The sequence below is a fragment of the Streptomyces sp. NPDC000594 genome, assembly GCF_040299965.1.
Classification (GTDB): Bacteria; Actinomycetota; Actinomycetes; order Streptomycetales; family Streptomycetaceae; genus Streptomyces.
The window spans coordinates 14,129-31,679 of sequence record NZ_JBEPCY010000040.1 but is presented as its reverse complement, the minus strand read 5'-3'; the positions used below and the strand labels follow the sequence as shown (position 1 = coordinate 31,679).

Sequence of the window (17,551 nt, the reverse complement as noted above, 5' to 3'; positions counted from 1 at the left end):
CGAATTCCCCGCGCGTGATGGCCTCGGTGATACACAATCCGCTTTCCCGGGTCTGCGGAATGCCGGATTCTATGGGGGTCCGGGCATCGACCCCGGGTCGTTCCGTCGCTAGCCTGATGTCCATGAGTCAGGAGCAATTGCCGGCCGCTCTTCCCGCCTATGATCAACTCCTGGAAGAACTGCGGACCATACGCCGGCCCGGACTGGCCGGACTGCGCGGCGCCGATCATCCGGCCCTCCGCGCCGCCGCGCTGGCAGGGGGTTTCTGCGGGGGCCCCGACGACATACCCGCGGGGATCGAGGCCCTGCTCAAGGAGGCCGTGAGGTGCCTGGGCGAGGGTGATCTGCTCGGGCGCGCGGCGGCCCACACCTTCGGGCTGCTCCCCGACCGCCGGGGGGCGCCCGCGCCCGACCGCCGCAAGATGGCGGCGGCGGTGTACGGGGTGACGCCCGAGCGGTTCCGCAAGCACCAGGAGCCCCAGGTGCTCCAGCAGTTGGCCGAGGCGGTCCTGGTGGTGCTGCGCCGCCCCGTCGGCGCGGTGCCGGTCGCCCCGGTGGGCTCGGTGGCCTCCCTGGACCCCTTGGGCTCCTTGGCTCCGGGAGTCGGCCCGGAGCAGCCGCCGCGCCGGTTCGACGGGGTCCCGGTGGGCGGGGACGGCACGGTGACGCTCCATGTGTCCCCCATCGAACTCCTGCGGGACATCGACATCCTGGTCTCCTCGGAGAATGTCTACCTGGAGATGTCCAAGACCTTCCGCCCCACGGTCTCCGGCTCGCTGCGGCTGGCCGCGGCGGTGCGCGACCCGGCCGGAGAGATCGTGGACGACGTCCTCGTACGGGAACTCGGCGCCTGGCTGCGCGCCCACGGCCGGCCGGGCCTGCCGGTGCGGCCGGGGACGGTGGTGCCCACCTCGCCGGGGGCGCTCGCCGTCCGGGGCATCCGCCGGATCTACCACGCGGCGGTGGTCACCCCGCACGAGGACGGGTACTGGGTCAGCCCGGCGAGCATCGCCCGCTCGGTCGCCGCCTGCTTCGCGCTGGCGCGCGAGGAGAGCGAGCGCCAGGGGATCACGCTGAACTCGATCTGCTTCCCGCTGCTCGGGGCGGGCCGGGGCGGTCTCGACCCGGCGCTGAGCGCGACCTGGCTGCGCTGGGCGATCCGCGACGAGCTGGCCAAGGACCCGGGCCGCCGCGTCCATCTGGTGGTCCGCGACCGCCGTCTCGCCGACGCGATCCGCCCGCGCTGAAGCGGAGGCCGCGCCGCCCCGGCCCACCCGGTCATCCCAGTGCCACCGGTCCCCCCGGTCCGTACGGGTGCCGGACACCGGGGAGCGCCGGCGGGCCCCCCGGTGGTCAGGGAGTGTCGGGTGCGTCGGGTGGTGCGTCGGGTGTGTCCTTCCGGGCCCGGCTCCGGAAGGACCCGTCGGTGAGGTCGGCCGTCCGGGGAGGCCGCCGGCCGGGCCCCCCGGGGCGGATCCCCGCCGCGCGCAATCTCCGCTCCAGCGACGCGAGTTCACCGCGCCGGGGCACCCCGTACAGCCGTACATCGTTCTCCCCCTCGCCCCATGCCATCTGGAGCCGGGGCCCCGTGGTGTCCGTCCGTCCCAGATGTCCCGCGTACCGCGCCCGGCCCAGCCGGCTCAGCGGTCGCAGCCGCTGGTTCGCCGAGCCGCGCCACACCAGGTCGGTGGGTTCGGCCGCCCGGAACCTCCCGGTGATCAGCGCGTCGACCGAGCGGACCGCCGCCGCCCTGGCCGGGTCGGCGGCGATCTCCTGGTCCTCGTATCCCGTGTAGAGGAGCAGGTCGACCGGCCGGTCGGCGGCCTCGTCACGGACCGCCGCCGCGCCGTCCAGCAGCGCCGCGACCCCCTCCGGCTGCTCCAGCGGCTCCCCGCCGCTGACCGTGAGCCCGGCGGCGCCCCGGGCCAGCGCGGCCCGCCAGAGCCGCAGCAGCGACGCCACCGTCCGGGTCCCGCCGCCGCCCGGGTCCCAGGTGTGCCGGGACATACAGCCGGGGCAGGCCAGCCGGCACCCCTGGACCCAGACACCGAGGCGCGGTCCGGGGCCCAGCGTCCGTACCGGGAAGTGCGTCGCGCTGATCCGCAGGGCCGCCGCACCCGGCCCGCTCCCGTCGCCGTCCATTCCTTGATCTCCCCCGAAGCCGATCCCGCCCGATCCCGCCTGATCCCGCCCGTGGCCGACCGCTGCCGCCGGTTCCCCGTCCGTTCCCCGCCCGTTCCCGGGTTCCGCACTGTTCCCCGATCCGGGCCCCGGTGGCGGCCGTACCCCTTTCCTGGTTTCCCGGATTTCAGTATGACCTTGTGTCACGGACCCGCCGGGGCGTTTCCCGGGCGGCTTCCGGTCGGCTTCGGGGGACCCCCGGCAAAGAGACTCTTTCCGGGTACGGAGAGGGAGTGGCTTCGGTACTGTTCCCCTCGACCGGTGCGTGGTTCACCGGACCCGTGACGCCCGTACGAGCGAACGAGGGGCGGCAGTGCCGGGGAGGGAATCCATTCGGCATGCGCGGGAAATGTGAAACCTCGTCCGGCGCGGCAATTCCGGTGTCCGGAGGAATGCGGGGGAAGCAAATTCATGATCAGAACTGACAACGTCAATGGGGTGGCCCGCCGTGGCAGGCTCGGCCGTACCGCAGGGCTGCTCGCCGGGCGGCGCGGCCGGCGGGACGGCGCCCGGGGCATCCCCCGACTGCCCCACCACGACGGCGAACCCCTGGTCATCGGCCTCGCCGAGACCGACCACCTGCTGGTGACCCCCTATGTCACCGCGATCCGGATGGGCGCCCGCCGCAGCACCGAGCAGATGCGGGCCGCGCTGATCCGGCGCGAGCGGAACCGGATCGCCGTGCTGCGCGCCGAGTCCGTACGGGTGATCACCCAGTACGACATCCGCCGGGAGCCGATGCCCGCCGCCCTGGCCCGCTACGGCCGCTGGGTCGCGGAGTGGCGTACCCGGACCGATCTGTGCCGGGCCCATGCCCAGGCGGTGGTCGACCGCGCCAATCAGCTACTCGCCTGCTACTGGGGCGGGGTGCTGGCCGAGCACGAGACCCTGGGGCTGGTGGAGCGGCGGCCGGTCCCCGAGTGGCTGCCCGGCCGGGTGGAGCTGGACTCCACCTGGCGGCACCCCGATGTATGGCTGCTGGACGACGACACGACGGGCGCCACCGCGACCTCGCGGGCGCTGTGGCTGCTCGACCGCCAGGACTCCCCGCCCCGGCCGCCGCAGGACTCCCCGCCCCGGCCGCGGGGCTCCGTACCCCGGCCGCAGGGTTCCGCGTCCCGGCCACAGGGAGCGGCTGCCGGAGCAGGAGCAGGAGCAGGAGCCGGATCGGGTGCGGGTGCGGGTGCCGGTGCGGCCCGTACCGAAAGGAGGCGGTCGGCATGAGCGGTACGAGGCCCCGTGCCGGGTCCATGAAGGGGGCCGCCCTCGCCCTGGCCGGTTCGCTGGCCCTGCTCCCGGCCCTGGCCGGCTGTGGACTCCTGGAGGAGGAGGAAGTGAAGCGCCACACCCTGGCCTGCGGTGTGGTGCTCGACGGATCCGGCTCCGGGGGCAAGGACCGGAAGGGGTTCGACGCCGACGCCAAACTCAAGGACAGCCTGGACCGCTTCCTCACCGACACCGGCTGCGGCACGCTCTCCTTCGGGCCGATCACCCGGGCCTCCCGCTCCTCCAAGTGCCAGGCCAACCAGATGGAGCTGGACCCCGATCTGCCCGCCTCCCAGGACCGCGAGCACTTCCGCGGCAGGCTGCGCGAGGACGCGATGAGGGAGGCGAAGAAGATGCTCGCCTGCGCCAAGGGCGACCGGCCCGGATCCGATGTGCTCGGCGCCCTGGACCGGATCACCATCCACCGGCCCGACGACGGCAAGGGCTCCTACGCCGTCCTGGTGGTGAGCGACTTCCAGCAGCGCGACGACGAGTTCCGGATCGATGACGAGGATCTGACCACGGAGAAGAAGCGGGACGCGGCGGCCGGCCGGCTGCTCGACTCGCACGGCACCCCCCGGCTCAAGGGCATGGACGTCTACCCCGTGGGCTACGGCATGAAGTACGGCGCGGATCCTTCCTCGTACCGCCACTTCGACGCCTTCTGGACCGCGCTGCTGGAGGGGAGGCTGGGCGCCGATGTCCACACCACCTATCGCTAGGGACGACTCCGGCGACGGCCGTTCCGGACCGCTGGGGCGGTGGCTGCGCGGCCCGCGCCGGGAGCGGAGCGGGGACCCGGGCCGGGCCCGCCGGGAGCGTGATCGGAGCGGTGGGCGCGGACCCCGCCGCGACCGGCCCCGGGCCGGTGCCCCCTTCCCCGACGGAACGCTGCCCCGGCCCTCCCCGGTCGAGTCCGCCGCCGTACGGGAGAGCGGTGAGCACCGGCTGGTCCAGCGGGCCAGGAAGCACGGCCAGGAGGCGGCGGGCAAGGGCGTCTACGACCCGTGGGTGCTGGCCGGCGCGGACCAGGTGCCCTACTTCGCGGGTCTCGCGCACCAGCGGGAGCGGGTACGGGACCGGCTGGCCGTGGCCGCGGCGCTGGCCGAGGACGACGCGGCGCTGGAGGCGAGCCGGCTGCGGGCCGCCGTCACCGCCGCCGACGAGCGGCTGACCAGGGCGGAGGAACGGCGGGCCCGGCTGCTGGAGCGGCTGGCGGTGGTGATCGCCCAGCTCGACCGGCTGGCCCGGCGGGCGGACCGCTGGCACGCCTTCCGGGACACCCTGATGGACCGGTACGAGCGCCGCAGACGCCGGGCCGGGCTGCCGCCGGAGGGCTCCCCGCCGGAACCTTCCCGGGGCGGGTCCCCGCGCTGGCAGGCGGTCCCCGAGACCGGTCGGGGCGCGCAGGACCGGGCCGGTGGGCGGACGGCTCCGTCCGCCGCCACCCGGGCCGCGTGGGAGGGGGCGACCGCCCGCCCCGGGATGTCCCGGACCGGCCGGATCGGCCTGCTGGCGCTGCTGGCCCTGGTGGAGATCCCCGTGTACTACGTGGTGTTCCGCCGGCTCCACGACGGCGACGCCCCGGATGTCGCCCGGACGCTCTCGGTCAGTCTGACCCTCGCGGTCGCGACCGTGATGATCCTCGCCCCCCACTTCGCGGGGCGGGTCCTGCGGGGCCGGGGGGCGACCGGGGCGATCAAGTTCTCGGCCCTGCCCGCGCTGGGGATCATGGTGGCCTGGGGGTACGGGGCCTGGATGCTGGGGCGGATGCGGGCCGCGCTGATCTTCGCCGATCCGCCGCCGGTGATCATCAATGGCAAGGAGTACCCGGGGTCCAGCACGATCGACTCCCTGGAGCTGTCGGAGGGCAGTGTCTCGGTGATGTTCATCGCCCTGCTGCTGCTCTCCGGCGGGATCGCGTTTCTGGTCGGGCTGGCCGACGAGCATCCGTATCTGGCCTCGTACCGCCATCTCGTGGAGCGGCTGCGGGCCCTGGAGCGCACGATGGCGGCGGACCGGCTGGGCGCGGAGCGGGCCAGGGAGGCCCTGGTGTCGCTGGAGGCGCGGAACGCGGAGCGGCGGGCGGCGCGGGACGCGCGCCGGAACGCGGTCGGGAGTCTGTACGAGTCGGCCGCGGCGGCCTATCTCGACGGGGTGACGCTGGCGGGCGGCGACCCGGCGATCACGGAGGCGGCGGCCCGGCTGGCCCGCGTGTGGCCGTTGCTGCCGGAGGCGCCGGAGCGGACCGTTCCGGTATCCCCGCAGGAGGGGTCCGGCGCGGACACGGAGGAGGCCACGGCCGTACGGGGGTGAGGCGCGACGGACCCGCCGGTGCTCCGGGCGACCCCAGGGAGGGGCGGCCCGGAGCGCCGGCGTGACTGGCTAGTCCTTCGCCGCGTCGGCCTTCTCGGCCTTGTCGGTGTTCCCGGGCTTGTCGGTGTTCTCAGGCTTCTCAGCCTTGCCGGCGGCGTTGTCGGGCTTCTCGGCCTTCTCGGCCGTGTCGCCCTTCGGGCCGCCGGTGTCGAAACGGACGTCGAGGACGGCGTCCAGCTCGGCCGCCCACTCCTTGAGCAGGCTCCGGCTGGAGGCCTCCACGTCGTTGTCGAACCAGCGCTGCGGGGAGGTGTAGACGGTGACACCGAACCGCTTGCCGAAGCGCGGGGTGTCGATCTCGACCGCCTTGATCTCCGCCCAGCGGAACTCCGCTTCCTCGGTGTCCAGCCGGAAGGTGATCCCGGTCGCGTCGGCGACGATCGCGCCGCGCCGGTCGCTCACCTCGAACACGGGCCCGTCGTCGGTCTCTCGCTGCTTACCGGCCACCTCCCCCTCGGGGCTCTCGTCCTCTGGACCGCTGTCGTCCACCGCCGTCGTCTCCGCGGCGCCCGGCGGGATCTCCGGGGAGTCCCGGTCCTCCGGCGCCTCCCGCGCCTTCGCCGGCTCCTTCGCCGCACCGCCCTGCTCGGGGCGGGCGGGAACGAGCCCGGGGATGGACGCCGGGTCGACTCCGGCCGCGTTCGTCAGCGGGGTTCCCTGACCTATGTGCTGCTGCTCCACGGCGGCAGTATGGCGGAGATTGCTGTGCGGAGCACCCGCCGACGGGGTGGAGTCTTTGCTTCCGTTTACTTGATCCGCCCATGGGCGGTGGTTCCGGGCGCTTCGGTGGGCCGCTCAGTGGCCGGTTCCGGCCTTGCGGTCCGCGCCCCCGTCCGCATTCTGGTCCGGGTCCCCTTCGGGTACGGAGTCCTCGTACAGCCGGAAGAGCCGTGGCCGTGACCCCGCCCCCGGTGCCCCGGCCAGCCGGTTCCAGCACCGGTCCGCGAGGGTCCGGGCGCGCTCCCCCGCCCAGGGCCCGGGGAGCAGCTCGGGCGGGAGCAGCGGATCGGGCTCCATGGCGCGGGTGAACTCCGCGGCGAGGGTGACGGCCATCGCCAGCCGCTCCGTACCGGCGCCGTCCCCGTCCCTGTCCCCGGCGCCGTCGCCGTCGCCGTCGCCGTCCTCGGAAAGGGTGTCCAGGCGGGCGAGGTGGGTCCGGGCGAGGGCCTCAAGGCGCTCGTACCGTGCCGCGATCTCCGGCAGCGGCCAGAGCGCGGCGGCGAGTTCCCGGGGCTCGTCCACTCCGCCGATCCGCAGGTCGCGGCTGTCGGCCAGGGTGAGGGAGCCCGCCACTCCCAGCTCCCGGGCGCGTTCCTCGACGTACCGCCCGATGGGGTTGGGGGTGACGTACAGCCCGCCCTGGACGGGGGCGGCGCCCAGGGCGACCACGGTGTCCCGCAGGGCGTCCCGCGCGGCGCGGGCCGACTCGGGGACGGCGAAGGCGACCAGGCGCCACAGGCCGTCCCAGGGGGCGTCGCCGCGGTCCTGGCGGTAGGCGTACCGCACAAAGCCGGCGTCGGGCAGCAGGGCCGCCACCTCCGCGTTGGTCGCCCGCAGCAGGGCCCGGCGGCCCCGGCCCTCATGGGTGAAGCGGCCCTCGGTGACCAGCCGTTTGACGCAGAGGCGGACCTGCTGGTCGCTCATGCCCAGGGCCCCGGCGACGGTGTACAGCTCGCCCGCGTCGACCGTGCCGTCCTCGCGCACCAGGGCGTGCACCACCAGCCGGGTCGGGACCTCGGGGTACGGGGGGCGGGCCGGCCGTGCGGGGCGGGGGGCGGACATGGCCCCGAGCATAGACGGCCTCTTCCGCCGTCGGCGGAGGCCCGGATCTGCGGGGATTCCGTCGCCATGACCCCTCGCCCGCCCCTCTTGCGCTATGGTCTAACGAACTCAATACGATCGTATGGATGTCGATCGTTTGAGAAGTGATAGCTATTCTCAGGGGGTCAGTGGAGTGAGCCGGACAGAGAGCACGAGCACGAGCACGTTCAGGGACAGGGACAGGGACAGGCCCGGGGCGGTCGCGGGCAGGATCGGCCATCTCGACGCCGTACGGGGCTTCGCGCTCCTCGGGATCCTGCTGGTGAACATCACCTATCTCGCCTCCGCCCACCAGGGCGTGGGCGTACCGGACCCGGCCTTCGCCACACCGCTCGACCAGGCCGTCCGCTGGATCCAGACGACCTTCTTCGAGGCGAAGTTCTTCCTGCTCTTCTCGTTCCTCTTCGGCTACGCCTTCACGCTGCAACTGGACTCCGCCGCCCGCTCGGGCGCCGCCTTCGCCCCCCGGTTCCTGCGGCGGCTGGCCGGGCTGTTCGTCCTCGGGGCGCTGCACGCGGTGCTGCTCTTCCCCGGTGACATCCTCACCACCTACGCCGTACTCGGCCTGCTGCTGCTCGCGGTCCACCGCATACGGCCCCGTACCGCCGTCCGCGTCGCCGTATCGATCCTTGTCGTCACGGCGGTGGGGTACGCCCTGCTCGCCCTCGCCCTGCACCTGGCGGGCGGCGGCGGCCTCGACCCGGCCGAGGCCGCCGACGCGGCCCGGCGGAACACCGAGGCCCTGCGCGGGGACGCCGGATCGGTGATCGGCGCCCATCTGCGGCAACTTCCCGAGGTGGCCTATCTGCTGGTCTTCTTCCAGGCCCCGTCCGCGTTCGCCGCGTTCCTGCTCGGCCTCGCGGCGGGCCGGCGCGGCGCGCTGCTCCGGGTCGCCGACCACGACCGGACCCTGCGCCGCCTCCAGTGGGCGGGCCTCACCGTCGGGGTGGCCGGCGGGCTGCTGCACGCGCATGCGAGCCTGTCCCACCCGGGCACCGCGTACCAACTGCTCGCCCTCGGCGCCGATGTGGTGACCGCGCCGCTGCTCGCCGCCGCGTACGCCGCCGTCCTGCTGCGGCTGCTGCACCGGGGACGGCTCGGCCGTACCGCCGCGCTGCTGGCCCCGGCGGGGCGGATGACCCTCACCAACTACCTGGGTCAGTCACTGGTCTGTGCGCTGCTCTTCACCGGTTACGGGGCCGGGCTCGTCGGCCGGGTCTCCCCGCCGGCCGTGGTCCTGATCGCGCTGGCCCTCTTCACGGCCCAGGCATTGGCCTCCCGGCACTGGCTGCGCCGGCACCGCTACGGCCCGGTGGAGTGGCTGCTGCGCGCGGTGACCCATGCCGCGTGGCCGGCGTGGCGCACCCGGGGGTGAACGGGCGCGCCGGGGCCGGTTCCGTACGGCTCCGGCCCTGGCTTCTGGTCGTGGTCCGGTCCGGGGTCCGGGTCCGGGTCAGACCTTCCTGACGACGATCCGGTCGGGGACGAGCCGTTCCACGCCGTACGGGTCACCCGCGCGGTCGCCGCCCCCCGTACCCGTACCGCCCCTGGGGTCCTTCCCGTCTCCTTCCGTCCCGTCTCCTTCCGTGGTGGTGAAGACCGTGACCTGCCCCTTCTGCTGATGTGCGACGGCGGCGAGCACCGCGTCGATCGCGTACGCGCGGCCGTGCAGCCCCGCGTCGGCCAGCAGCCGGCGGGCGTCCCGTACCTGGTCCCTCCCGATGTCGGCCACGCCGATGCGGGAGAGGACCCACTCCCAGCGCTGCTCGGTGGTCCTGCCGTCATGGGCCGCGACCAGGGCCGTCGGGGATGTCACCACCTCGGCCTCGCCGTCGGCGGCCAGCCGGAGCCGGGCGATCATCATCCGGTCCCCGCCGACCGCGAGGGACAGGGCCTCGGAGTCGAGGACGAAGACCCGGGCCGGCCTGCCCCGGCCACCGTCCCCGCCCCCGCCACCGTCTCCGCCCCTGTCCCCGTCTCCGCCCCCGGGCCGGCTCCCGTCCCCGCTCACGCCGTCGCTGCCTTTCCCGCTGTCGCCGTCCCCCCGGCACCACGGCACCTGTGCTCGGCGTCGAGACCGTCCAGCTCGTCCCGTACCGCCGCGCGCTCGCCCGCCGTGACCGGCCCGTGCTCCTCCTCCAGCCAGCTCACCAGCTCCCTGAGCCGGTCGCGGTCACGCTTCAGGCGCAGGGCGTCGGCGACGTACGCCGACAGACCCCGCTCGGCCGTCTCCGCGCGGATCTCTTCAAGAAGATCCTCGGGGATCGTCACCGTCACCTTCTTGGTTGCCATATGAAAGACCATACTCCGCATATCTGTTGCCTTACCCGTTCCTCGGTGCTGAAGGGGCGTCGGACCGATGGCGTGAACCTGGCTGAACTGTAGGGGCGCGAAGTCCGCAGGTAACAGCGGTTCTTTCGCTGCGCGGAGGAGAAAAATTTCTCTACAACCTTTTGCGGCATACGCATGTCTGGCTAACGCAGGGATTGTGCATGAGTTCAGGAAGAGGAGCCCAGAACGTGACCGTGCGTTCCTTTGCCCGGCGGATGCGACCGCGCGTCGAGCGGAAGGCCGCCGAAAAGGTGTGGCAGCTGCGCACCATGCGGCGGCGGCGCAAGGCGGCCACCACGGACGCGGCGCTCCGCCCGGTCGCCGTGCGCGGCCAGCAGCTCTACGGACGGGTCGTGACCGACTTCAGCGCCGCCGGGGCGGCCGCCGCCAACCTCGATCTGGTCGTTGCCGCGCTGGAGCAGGAGGGCATCCCCTACTTCCTCGTACCGGCGTCGCGCATCCGCCACACCGTCGGGGTGCACGCCGTCGACCGCGAGCGTTTCCTCGTCGCCCTGGAGGAGCGGAACGCGGGGACGGCGGCGTTCATCGGCCGCCCGCTGCCCGGCGGACGGCTCAAGGATCCCGCGCTCTTCCTGGACGGCGCCCTGCCGCCCTCGCTGCTCAACGCCCCTGTCCTGCGGGTCGGGGAGAACCACCTCGGGCCCGCCGGGCAGCTGCTCGCCGGGCTGGAACTCGCCTGCGACATCGAGTTCTGGGAGGACGGGGCCGAGCTCCTCGCCACCGACGACGGACCCCGGCGGCTGGCCAAGGTGCAGCCGCAGGCGTCCGCGGACATCTTCGCCGAGTCCCTGGTGACGCCCCGGAAGAACGGCGTCACCGATGTCCTGCCGGCCGCCGAGCAGCAGCCGGCCACGGTACGGGTCGGCGACCGGGAGCTGCCCAGCTTCGTCCCGCTCACCCTGCCCACCGTGAACGATGTGACCTTCCCCGTCGACGTCGTCTACACCTGGGTGGACGGCGAGGAGCCGGGCATGCGGGCCAAGCGGGCCCGGTACCAGGAGAACGGCATCACCGAGATCCTGGACAAGGAGACCAACGCCTCCCGCTACACCAGTCATGACGAGCTGAAGTACTCGCTGCGCTCCCTCGCGATGTACGCCGACTTCGTCCGGCACATCTACATCGTGACCGATGGACAGAAGCCGCACTGGCTCGACGACCGGGCTCCGGGAATCACGGTGGTCGACCATCGCGACATCTTCCCCGAGGGTGTCCTTCCGGTGTTCAACTCGCATGCGATCGAGACCCGGCTGCATCACATCCCGGGGCTGGCGGATCACTATCTGTACTTCAACGACGATGTGTTCGTCGGCCGCCGTGTCACCGCCGAGCATTTCTTCCACGGCAGTGGTCTGATGCGGATCCCGGTGTCCCCGCTGAAGATAGGCGTGGGCAAGCCGCATGCCGAGGAGACGGCGACCAACTCGGCGAGCAAGAACGTCCGCCGGCTGCTGTTGGAGAAGTTCGGGCGGATGACGACGAACAACTTCATGCACACCCCGCTGCCGCAACAGCGGGAGACCCTGCGGACACTGGAGTCGCTCTTCCCGGAGGACATCCGCCGCACCACGGAGTCCCGTTTCCGCTCGCCGCAGGACATCGCAGTGACGGCCCCGCTGCTCTACCAGTACGCGCTGATGACCGGGCGCGGGGTGCCGGGGAAGTTCAACTTCCGGTACGTGAACATCAGCCGCCCGGACGCCGAGGCGCGCCTGGCCGATCTGCGCCGGACCCGCCGCTTCGACTTCTTCTGCCTCAACGACGTCGATGTGCCGCCCGAGGAGCGGGAGCAGGTCGGCGTGCGGATGAACACCTTCCTGGAGGACTACTTCCCCTTCCCGAGTCCTTACGAGAAGCAGAGGTGACGGGGGATGGGTGGCATGGACATCCGTCACCGCCTCGCGGTGCCCGCGATCCTGCGGGCCGTCCGTGACCTTCTGGTGGTCCTGAGGATCTGGCTGTCGGCCCGGCTCTGGGCGCTGCGCGCGACCGGGGCCCGGCGGCGCCTGCGGTCGGCCGTCCCCGGGCTGCACGGGATCACCTTCGGGCCGACCCGGCTGTACGGGCGTACCGTCGCCGGCTACACCGCCGAGGAGGCCGTCGACGCCGATCTGGAACGGGTGTGTGCCCTGCTGGAGGAGGTCGGCGTCCCCTACTTCCTGGTCCCGGCCGACCACGGGCACGGTGCGCCGCGGCAGGTCATCGGCGTGGAGGAGGCCTACCGCGCCGAGGTCCTCGCCCGGGCCGCCCGGCGCCTCGCCGACGCCGTCGGATATGTGGGCGCCGTCGGGGCGGACGGCAGGGTGACGAATGCGGTGCTCTGGGCCGACGGGAAGCTGCCCCGGGCGCTGAAGCAGGCCCCGGTGATCCGTACCGGCGTGGTGCGCCTCGGCCCGGGCGGGCAGGTGCTCACCGGGCTGGAGACGGGGTGCGACATCGAGTTCTGGTCCTATGGCCTGGTCTTCGGCAACGCCCCGGGCGCCGACCCCTCCTGGCTCACCGTGCCGGGCAGCCGGCTCCCGGACATCTTCGGCCCGGCGCTGGTCGCCCCGCGCCGCAACCCCGTGTCGGAGGTGCTCCCGGCCGCCGCCCAGCGGCCGGCCGCGGTGGCGGGCCGGCACCGCAGTGTGCCGACGTTCGCCCCGTTCGCCGAGCCCGGCATGGACGATGTGCTCTTCCCCGTCGACGCCGTGTACACCTGGGTCGACGGCGACGACCCGGCCCTGGCCGCGAAGCGCCGCGCCCACCAGGTGCTCACCGGCGATGTGATCGCCCCGCACGAGACCGGCGCGTCCCGCTACACCAGCCATGACGAGCTGAGGTACGCGCTGCGCTCACTGGAGATGTACGCCGGGTTCGTCCGGCATGTCTATCTGGTGACCGACTCCCAGATCCCGGACTGGCTGGACCCGGAGGCGGAGGGCCTGACCGTGATCGACCACCGGGACATCCTTCCGGCGGACGCGCTTCCCGTCTTCAACTCGCACGCCATCGAGAGCAGGCTGCACCGCATCCCGGGGCTGTCGGAGCACTACCTGTACTTCAACGACGATGTCTTCATCAACCGCCCGGTGCGGGCGGAGCACTTCTTCCACGGCAACGGCATCGCCCGGATCCCGCTCTCGCCCCTGAAGCTCGGCGTGGGCGCCCCGCACCCGCTGGAGCCCGCCCCCAACTCCGCGGGCAAGAACACCCGCGATGTGATCATGCGCTTCCACGGCCGCCACATCACCCAGAAGTCGCTCCACACCCCCCATCCCCAACTTCTCTCGGTGATGCGGGAGATGGAGAGCCTCGGCATCGAGGAGCTGGAGCAGACCTCCTACTCCCGCTTCCGCTCCACCGCCGATGTCGCCCCGGCCGCCACCCTCCACCACCACTGGGCCATCGCCACCGGCCGCGCCGTCGCCGCCGACTACCGCTTCCGCTACGTCCAACTCGGCTCCCCCGACATGCGCCGCCGCCTCTCCCGCCTCGCCTCCGGCGAGGACATCGACTTCTTCTGCCTCAACGACGTCGACACCCCCGCCGCGGCCCGCCCCGCCGCCCAGGCCGCGATCCACACCTTCCTGGAGCGGAAGTACCCCTTCCCCAGCCGCTTCGAATCCCTCCGCCCCCCGCCGGCCCTCTCCCCCCGCCCACCCCACCCGCCCCGGGGCACCCGCCTCACCCCTCGCCACTCCAGCGGGCCCGGTGCCGCTGGACATAGGCGAGTCGAATGCGGTGGCGCGGATGGACCCTCAGAGGTCCGAGGTCCTTTCCCGAGACGTGGTCGATGACACGGAGGTCGTCCGTGAGGAACCGGGCACCCCGGTCGAATCGGATGTGGCAGTTCGGGCAGAGACAGAGGACATTCTCGATACGGTCGGGACCGTTGTGGGGAGCCCCGAGTGCTTGGATGTGCGCGGCCTCACTGTAGGAATACGGCGGAACCGGCAGCTCGATCATGGTGCCGCAGATCTGACAGGTGTGGTCGTACCACTCCTTGACCTGGCGGACGACTCGGGAATCACGATCCTGGGCCCGGACCACGGCGGTTTTTCGCTCCACCAGGGTGTCGGGGAAGCCATCGTCGGTGTGCCCGGCTTCTCCAGCCTCCCCGGCCTCCCCGGGCTCTTTCTCCTCGGTCTCCTCGGACTCCCCGGAGGGGACCCGCATCGCCGCATCCAGTCGGGCGAAGGGCGCCTGGAGCGGGCCCGTGGCGAATCCGGACAGCTCCGAGGCGTCGAGGACGGAACGCCGCACCACGGACCAGGCCGCCTCGACCATGCCCGGCCGAATGGTGGACGACCCGTCGGCGACGGCGAGTGCGGCCGCCACGCGAAGGGCGTGTTCCCCGGCCCGAAGGGTGAAGACAGCCTGCTGTGCGTCAGGGGCGCCGGACAGAGACGACTCCAGCTCCCGGACCGGGGCCCACTTCCTCGCGGCGTCGACACTCAGCTCCACCCGGCGCCGACCGCCGAGTGCCCACACATAGGCGTCGATCAGCGCTACGGGTGGCTCCGCCGGGGCGGACAGCCCGGCGCCGGGCAAGCCGCGAAGCCTGAACGGGAGGAAGCGCGAGTAGAAGGCGTCGGTCTGATGCCCGCGAGGACGCTGCTCCCACTCGGCATCCGAGATGCTCCAGAGAGTCCCCACCATGGGCGGTACGCGGTCCTGCTCCTGCTGGAACGCGGTCCGTCGCTCCGTACCGACGCTCAAGAAGTTGCTTCCGTCCCAAGCCTTCTGCAGGGCGGAGTTGAGATAGTCCTGGAGCCGACACCTGCCGCCCGGGGTCCAACGGAACGGCGAACCGGTCAGCAGCGTGCTCCGCAGGGCGGAGGTATCCCTCGACGGGCGGCGGCGTGCCGAGTGCACCGCCGAGTAGAGGCGCCGCTCGTCGGTGACCTGTCCACGTTCCTCGAACGAGGTGAAGGCACCACCCATCCGCAGCGCGCGGACAGCGGCCTGCTCCGGCCTCTCGTACGAGCCCTTGCCGCCCACGAAGGCGGTCCACACCTGCGGCGGACGTATCCCCGGAAGGAACGAGCGGACCTCCACGGTGGGCGCGATGGCCGTGGACCACACGGCGAGGGCGGCGATGTAGACCTCCTCGGCGCACAGAGCGTCCTCCGGGCTCAGCGCCCTGGCGAACTCTCCGAGAGGTCCGTACAGGATGACTCGGTCGGCGGGCATGCCGTTCTCCTCCGCATGATGGTCCACGGGCCCGCTCTGTCCGTCGGCTCCGGACAGAAGGCAGCGGAACCACCCTCCCCCGTGCCCGGCCGCTCACGGCGGTGATAAGACGAATACCGAGACGACGAGGTCCGCGTACGGTTGACTGGGAGCCGTAGCCCTTGCCCCCTGACGGGACGATGGAGCGCCAGTGGCCAACCCCTCCGAACCGCAGCCCAAGTCTCCCGGCCCACCGCTGTGGTCACCGTTCGACGAGTACCTCTGGTACTCCTGCGACATCCTCGCGGATGTCCTCGAAGGGAAAGCGGCCGGCCGACCGATGGTGGCCACGACCGCACGGCTGCAACACGGCGAACGGGCACTCGCCGTCGGGCCAGGACAACGTCAGACCTGGAGATCCATCGGCGACGGCAGCTACACACAGAGCGGTGTCCTCGCCGTCGGCAGCACCGGCTTTGTGATCGGCTCGCTGGTGGGCTCGGCGATAGGCAACTCCGCGCGCCGTCGCCAGGCAGAGCGTGACGCCCAGCCCCGGTGGATCGTGGACGGTACGGGCGAGGTCACCATCACCTCGCGGAGGCTCCACTTCGCCCACGCCGCCGATCTCGATCTCCCCTGGAATTCGTTGAACTCCATCGAGCTGGTGGCCGCCGATGTCTTCCAGACGAGCTTCATCAACATCCGCGGTTCCCATTCCCAGATGACGGTTCGCGTCCGGACCCCCTGGGCCTCCCTCGCCTTCGCCCTTGCCGCGATCACCGCCTTCCCGGCCCACCCGCGCCTGCTCGCCCGCGGCTGGCTCCCCGCAGACTTCGAACAACGCTGCATCCAAGCAGGCCGCCCCTGCCGCCCGGCCGCCCACCTCGCCCTGCGGGCAAGCGGCACCTAGCTGCGCCAGGCGCCGAGCAGGTCCTCGGGTCCGTACACCGCCTGGAGTCCGGAACAGACGGCCCCGTTGCGCGAGACCGCCACGAGAGGTACCGGCTCGTCGGTGATCGCGGCCCGGTGTTTCTGCAACGCCGCCAGGTCATGGCTGTCGAACGTTGAGTTCTCCAGCCACTTGACCGAACCGAGGAACAACAGCTCCTTGGCCACCGGCTGCCGGTCCGCGCCCACCAGGTCGATCTCGATGTCATTGCTACGGGTCCAGTACCCCCCGATCGCGGGGGCCCCGGGCAGCAGCCCGTCCGGCAGAAGGCGGGCGAGGGACTCCCGGACGAGGGGTTCGATCGCCCGCCCCCGCCAGCTCGTCCACTGCTCCTTGATCCGACTCAGGGTGATGTCCCCTCGCATCCGTTCGATCTCCGCCATGTGGGGATCCAGGAACGCGAGCCAGAAGCGGAGGTAGGGATCGGCCACGCGGTAGCGGCGTTCCTTCGACGGCCTCAGCGAGAGGGGCAGCTCGGCCGCCACCACCCGCTTCTCGGTCAGGACATCGGTGGCCCGGGTGAGAGTGGTGTGGGCGATGCCACCTGCCGCGCGGGCGATATTGGTGAAGGTACGCTCCCCGCTTCCGATGGCCCGGAGGACTTCCCGGCTCATCGCCTGCGGCGGGAACTCCGCCGCCAGCGACCGCTCGGCGGAGACCAGCAGTGCCGAGATCGGGTTGTCCAGCGAGTCCCGGAGGAACTCCCAGACATCGGCACCGGGCCGCCAGTCCGCGCAGATCAGCGGAAGGCCACCGGTGACCAGGGCGGCGTCGAAGGCGGCCGCCGGCGCGAGCCCGAGCATCTCCCCGATGTCGGCGGGGTTCAGCGGCCCCACGACCATTTCCCGGCCCCGCTGGTGGAAGGGCCGGTCGTAGCTGTTCAGCGCCTCCATCATCGACAGGTCGGAACCGACCAGGAGGAGAAGCACGGGTTTGCGGCTGAGCAGGCGGTCCCATGCCCGCTGGAGCATGCCCTCGAAGGCGTCGATGCGCTCCATGAGGTACGGAACCTCGTCCATGACGACCACGCTGGGCCTGTCGTCCGGAAGGATCTCCGCGAGAAGCCTGAACGCCGCATTCCACTGCCCCGGAGTCTCCTCCGAGAGCAGCTCCCGCTCCGGCAGCGTGGACCTGGCGGCGGCGTCGAGCAACTCCGCCAGCTCGTCCTCCGCCGAGCCGCCCGCCGCGGTGAAGAACAGGTACGGCACCTCGGTGCGCCGGAGGAACTCTTCGACAAGGCTGGACTTGCCGACCCGCCGCCGACCGCGCATGAGGATGCACTGACCCGGCTTTACCGACCCGACGGCATCGTGAACCGACCGCAGGGCGTTGTCGAGCACGCTCAGCTCGCGATCCCGCCCGATGAAGCGCTGCATGGAAGCCTCCCGCGAGCAATACTATCGATAGAGATAGTATTGCTCGCGATACTCATGCTCCCCTCGGGCGTGGCGC

15 protein-coding genes are annotated in these 17,551 nt (G+C 72.2%); 8 read left to right on the top strand and 7 right to left on the bottom strand.

The features are described 5' to 3' along the window. Positions 1-122 precede the first annotated feature (122 nt). Positions 123-1,247 (top strand): macro domain-containing protein, encoded by a 1,125-nt coding sequence (locus tag ABT354_RS33190; protein ID WP_351500749.1) that lies wholly within the window; start codon positions 123-125, stop codon positions 1,245-1,247. A 106-nt stretch (positions 1,248-1,353) separates the two neighbouring features. Here the strand turns inward: ABT354_RS33190 and ABT354_RS33185 are convergent, their stop codons facing one another. Next, on the bottom strand, positions 1,354-2,142 hold the full coding sequence (locus ABT354_RS33185; RefSeq protein WP_351500747.1) for a 4Fe-4S single cluster domain-containing protein: 789 nt from the start codon (positions 2,140-2,142) through the stop codon (positions 1,354-1,356). A gap of 450 nt (positions 2,143-2,592) precedes the next feature. On the opposite strand from ABT354_RS33185, the gene ABT354_RS33180 reads away from it, so the two are divergent. Genes ABT354_RS33180 through ABT354_RS33170 form a run of 3 tightly spaced genes read left to right on the top strand, consistent with a single transcriptional unit; the run spans position 2,593 to position 5,763 of the window. Further along, complete coding sequence (locus ABT354_RS33180) at positions 2,593-3,405, top strand: hypothetical protein (RefSeq protein ID WP_351500745.1); 813 nt, start codon at positions 2,593-2,595, stop codon at positions 3,403-3,405. Then, positions 3,402-4,169 carry a hypothetical protein gene (locus ABT354_RS33175; RefSeq protein WP_351500743.1) on the top strand — a complete coding sequence of 256 codons (768 nt, stop codon included), beginning with the start codon at positions 3,402-3,404 and terminating at the stop codon, positions 4,167-4,169. The genes ABT354_RS33180 and ABT354_RS33175 overlap by 4 nt, the downstream gene beginning before the upstream one ends. Then, a complete protein-coding gene (locus tag ABT354_RS33170; RefSeq protein ID WP_351500741.1) occupies positions 4,147-5,763 on the top strand; it encodes a hypothetical protein in 1,617 nt (538 codons plus the stop codon). The genes ABT354_RS33175 and ABT354_RS33170 overlap by 23 nt, the downstream gene beginning before the upstream one ends. 69 nt (positions 5,764-5,832) lie before the next feature. Here the strand turns inward: ABT354_RS33170 and ABT354_RS33165 are convergent, their stop codons facing one another. Both ABT354_RS33165 and ABT354_RS33160 read right to left on the bottom strand, forming a co-directional pair. Then, entirely contained in the window at positions 5,833-6,504 is a 672-nt protein-coding gene (locus ABT354_RS33165) for a hypothetical protein (protein ID WP_351500739.1), read from the bottom strand. A 114-nt stretch (positions 6,505-6,618) separates the two neighbouring features. Continuing rightward, positions 6,619-7,605 carry a PaaX family transcriptional regulator C-terminal domain-containing protein gene (locus ABT354_RS33160; RefSeq protein ID WP_351500737.1) on the bottom strand — a complete coding sequence of 329 codons (987 nt, stop codon included), beginning with the start codon at positions 7,603-7,605 and terminating at the stop codon, positions 6,619-6,621. 172 nt (positions 7,606-7,777) lie between these two features. Here ABT354_RS33160 and ABT354_RS33155 point away from each other — a divergent pair, with 172 nt between their 5' ends. After that, on the top strand, positions 7,778-9,019 hold the full coding sequence (locus tag ABT354_RS33155; RefSeq protein WP_351500735.1) for a DUF418 domain-containing protein: 1,242 nt from the start codon (positions 7,778-7,780) through the stop codon (positions 9,017-9,019). Positions 9,020-9,097: 78 nt separating this feature from the next. Here the strand turns inward: ABT354_RS33155 and ABT354_RS33150 are convergent, their stop codons facing one another. Both ABT354_RS33150 and ABT354_RS33145 read right to left on the bottom strand, forming a co-directional pair. Next, on the bottom strand, positions 9,098-9,655 hold the full coding sequence (locus tag ABT354_RS33150; RefSeq protein ID WP_351500733.1) for a hypothetical protein: 558 nt from the start codon (positions 9,653-9,655) through the stop codon (positions 9,098-9,100). Beyond that, positions 9,652-9,936, bottom strand: a complete 285-nt coding sequence (locus tag ABT354_RS33145) for a CopG family transcriptional regulator (protein ID WP_351500731.1) — start codon at positions 9,934-9,936, stop codon at positions 9,652-9,654. Before ABT354_RS33145 ends, ABT354_RS33150 begins: the two co-directional genes overlap by 4 nt. 227 nt (positions 9,937-10,163) lie before the next feature. On the opposite strand from ABT354_RS33145, the gene ABT354_RS33140 reads away from it, so the two are divergent. Further along, the gene (locus ABT354_RS33140) at positions 10,164-11,861 is read left to right on the top strand and encodes a stealth family protein (RefSeq protein ID WP_351500729.1); all 1,698 of its coding nucleotides are present in this window, start codon (positions 10,164-10,166) and stop codon (positions 11,859-11,861) included. A 15-nt stretch (positions 11,862-11,876) separates the two neighbouring features. After that, the gene (locus tag ABT354_RS33135; RefSeq protein ID WP_351500727.1) at positions 11,877-13,775 is read left to right on the top strand and encodes a stealth family protein; all 1,899 of its coding nucleotides are present in this window, start codon (positions 11,877-11,879) and stop codon (positions 13,773-13,775) included. On the opposite strand, the gene ABT354_RS33130 is transcribed toward ABT354_RS33135, so the two are convergent. Then, complete coding sequence (locus tag ABT354_RS33130; protein ID WP_351500725.1) at positions 13,663-15,171, bottom strand: HNH endonuclease; 1,509 nt, start codon at positions 15,169-15,171, stop codon at positions 13,663-13,665. The two genes, ABT354_RS33135 and ABT354_RS33130, sit on opposite strands and share 113 nt — an antisense overlap. Before the next feature lie 190 nt (positions 15,172-15,361). Between ABT354_RS33130 and ABT354_RS33125 the strand changes: the two genes are divergently transcribed. Beyond that, positions 15,362-16,060, top strand: a complete 699-nt coding sequence (locus ABT354_RS33125) for a hypothetical protein (RefSeq protein WP_351500723.1) — start codon at positions 15,362-15,364, stop codon at positions 16,058-16,060. On the opposite strand, the gene ABT354_RS33120 is transcribed toward ABT354_RS33125, so the two are convergent. Continuing rightward, positions 16,057-17,475 (bottom strand): ATP-binding protein, encoded by a 1,419-nt coding sequence (locus ABT354_RS33120; RefSeq protein WP_351500722.1) that lies wholly within the window; start codon positions 17,473-17,475, stop codon positions 16,057-16,059. The genes ABT354_RS33125 and ABT354_RS33120 overlap by 4 nt on opposite strands. Positions 17,476-17,551: the final 76 nt, after the last annotated feature.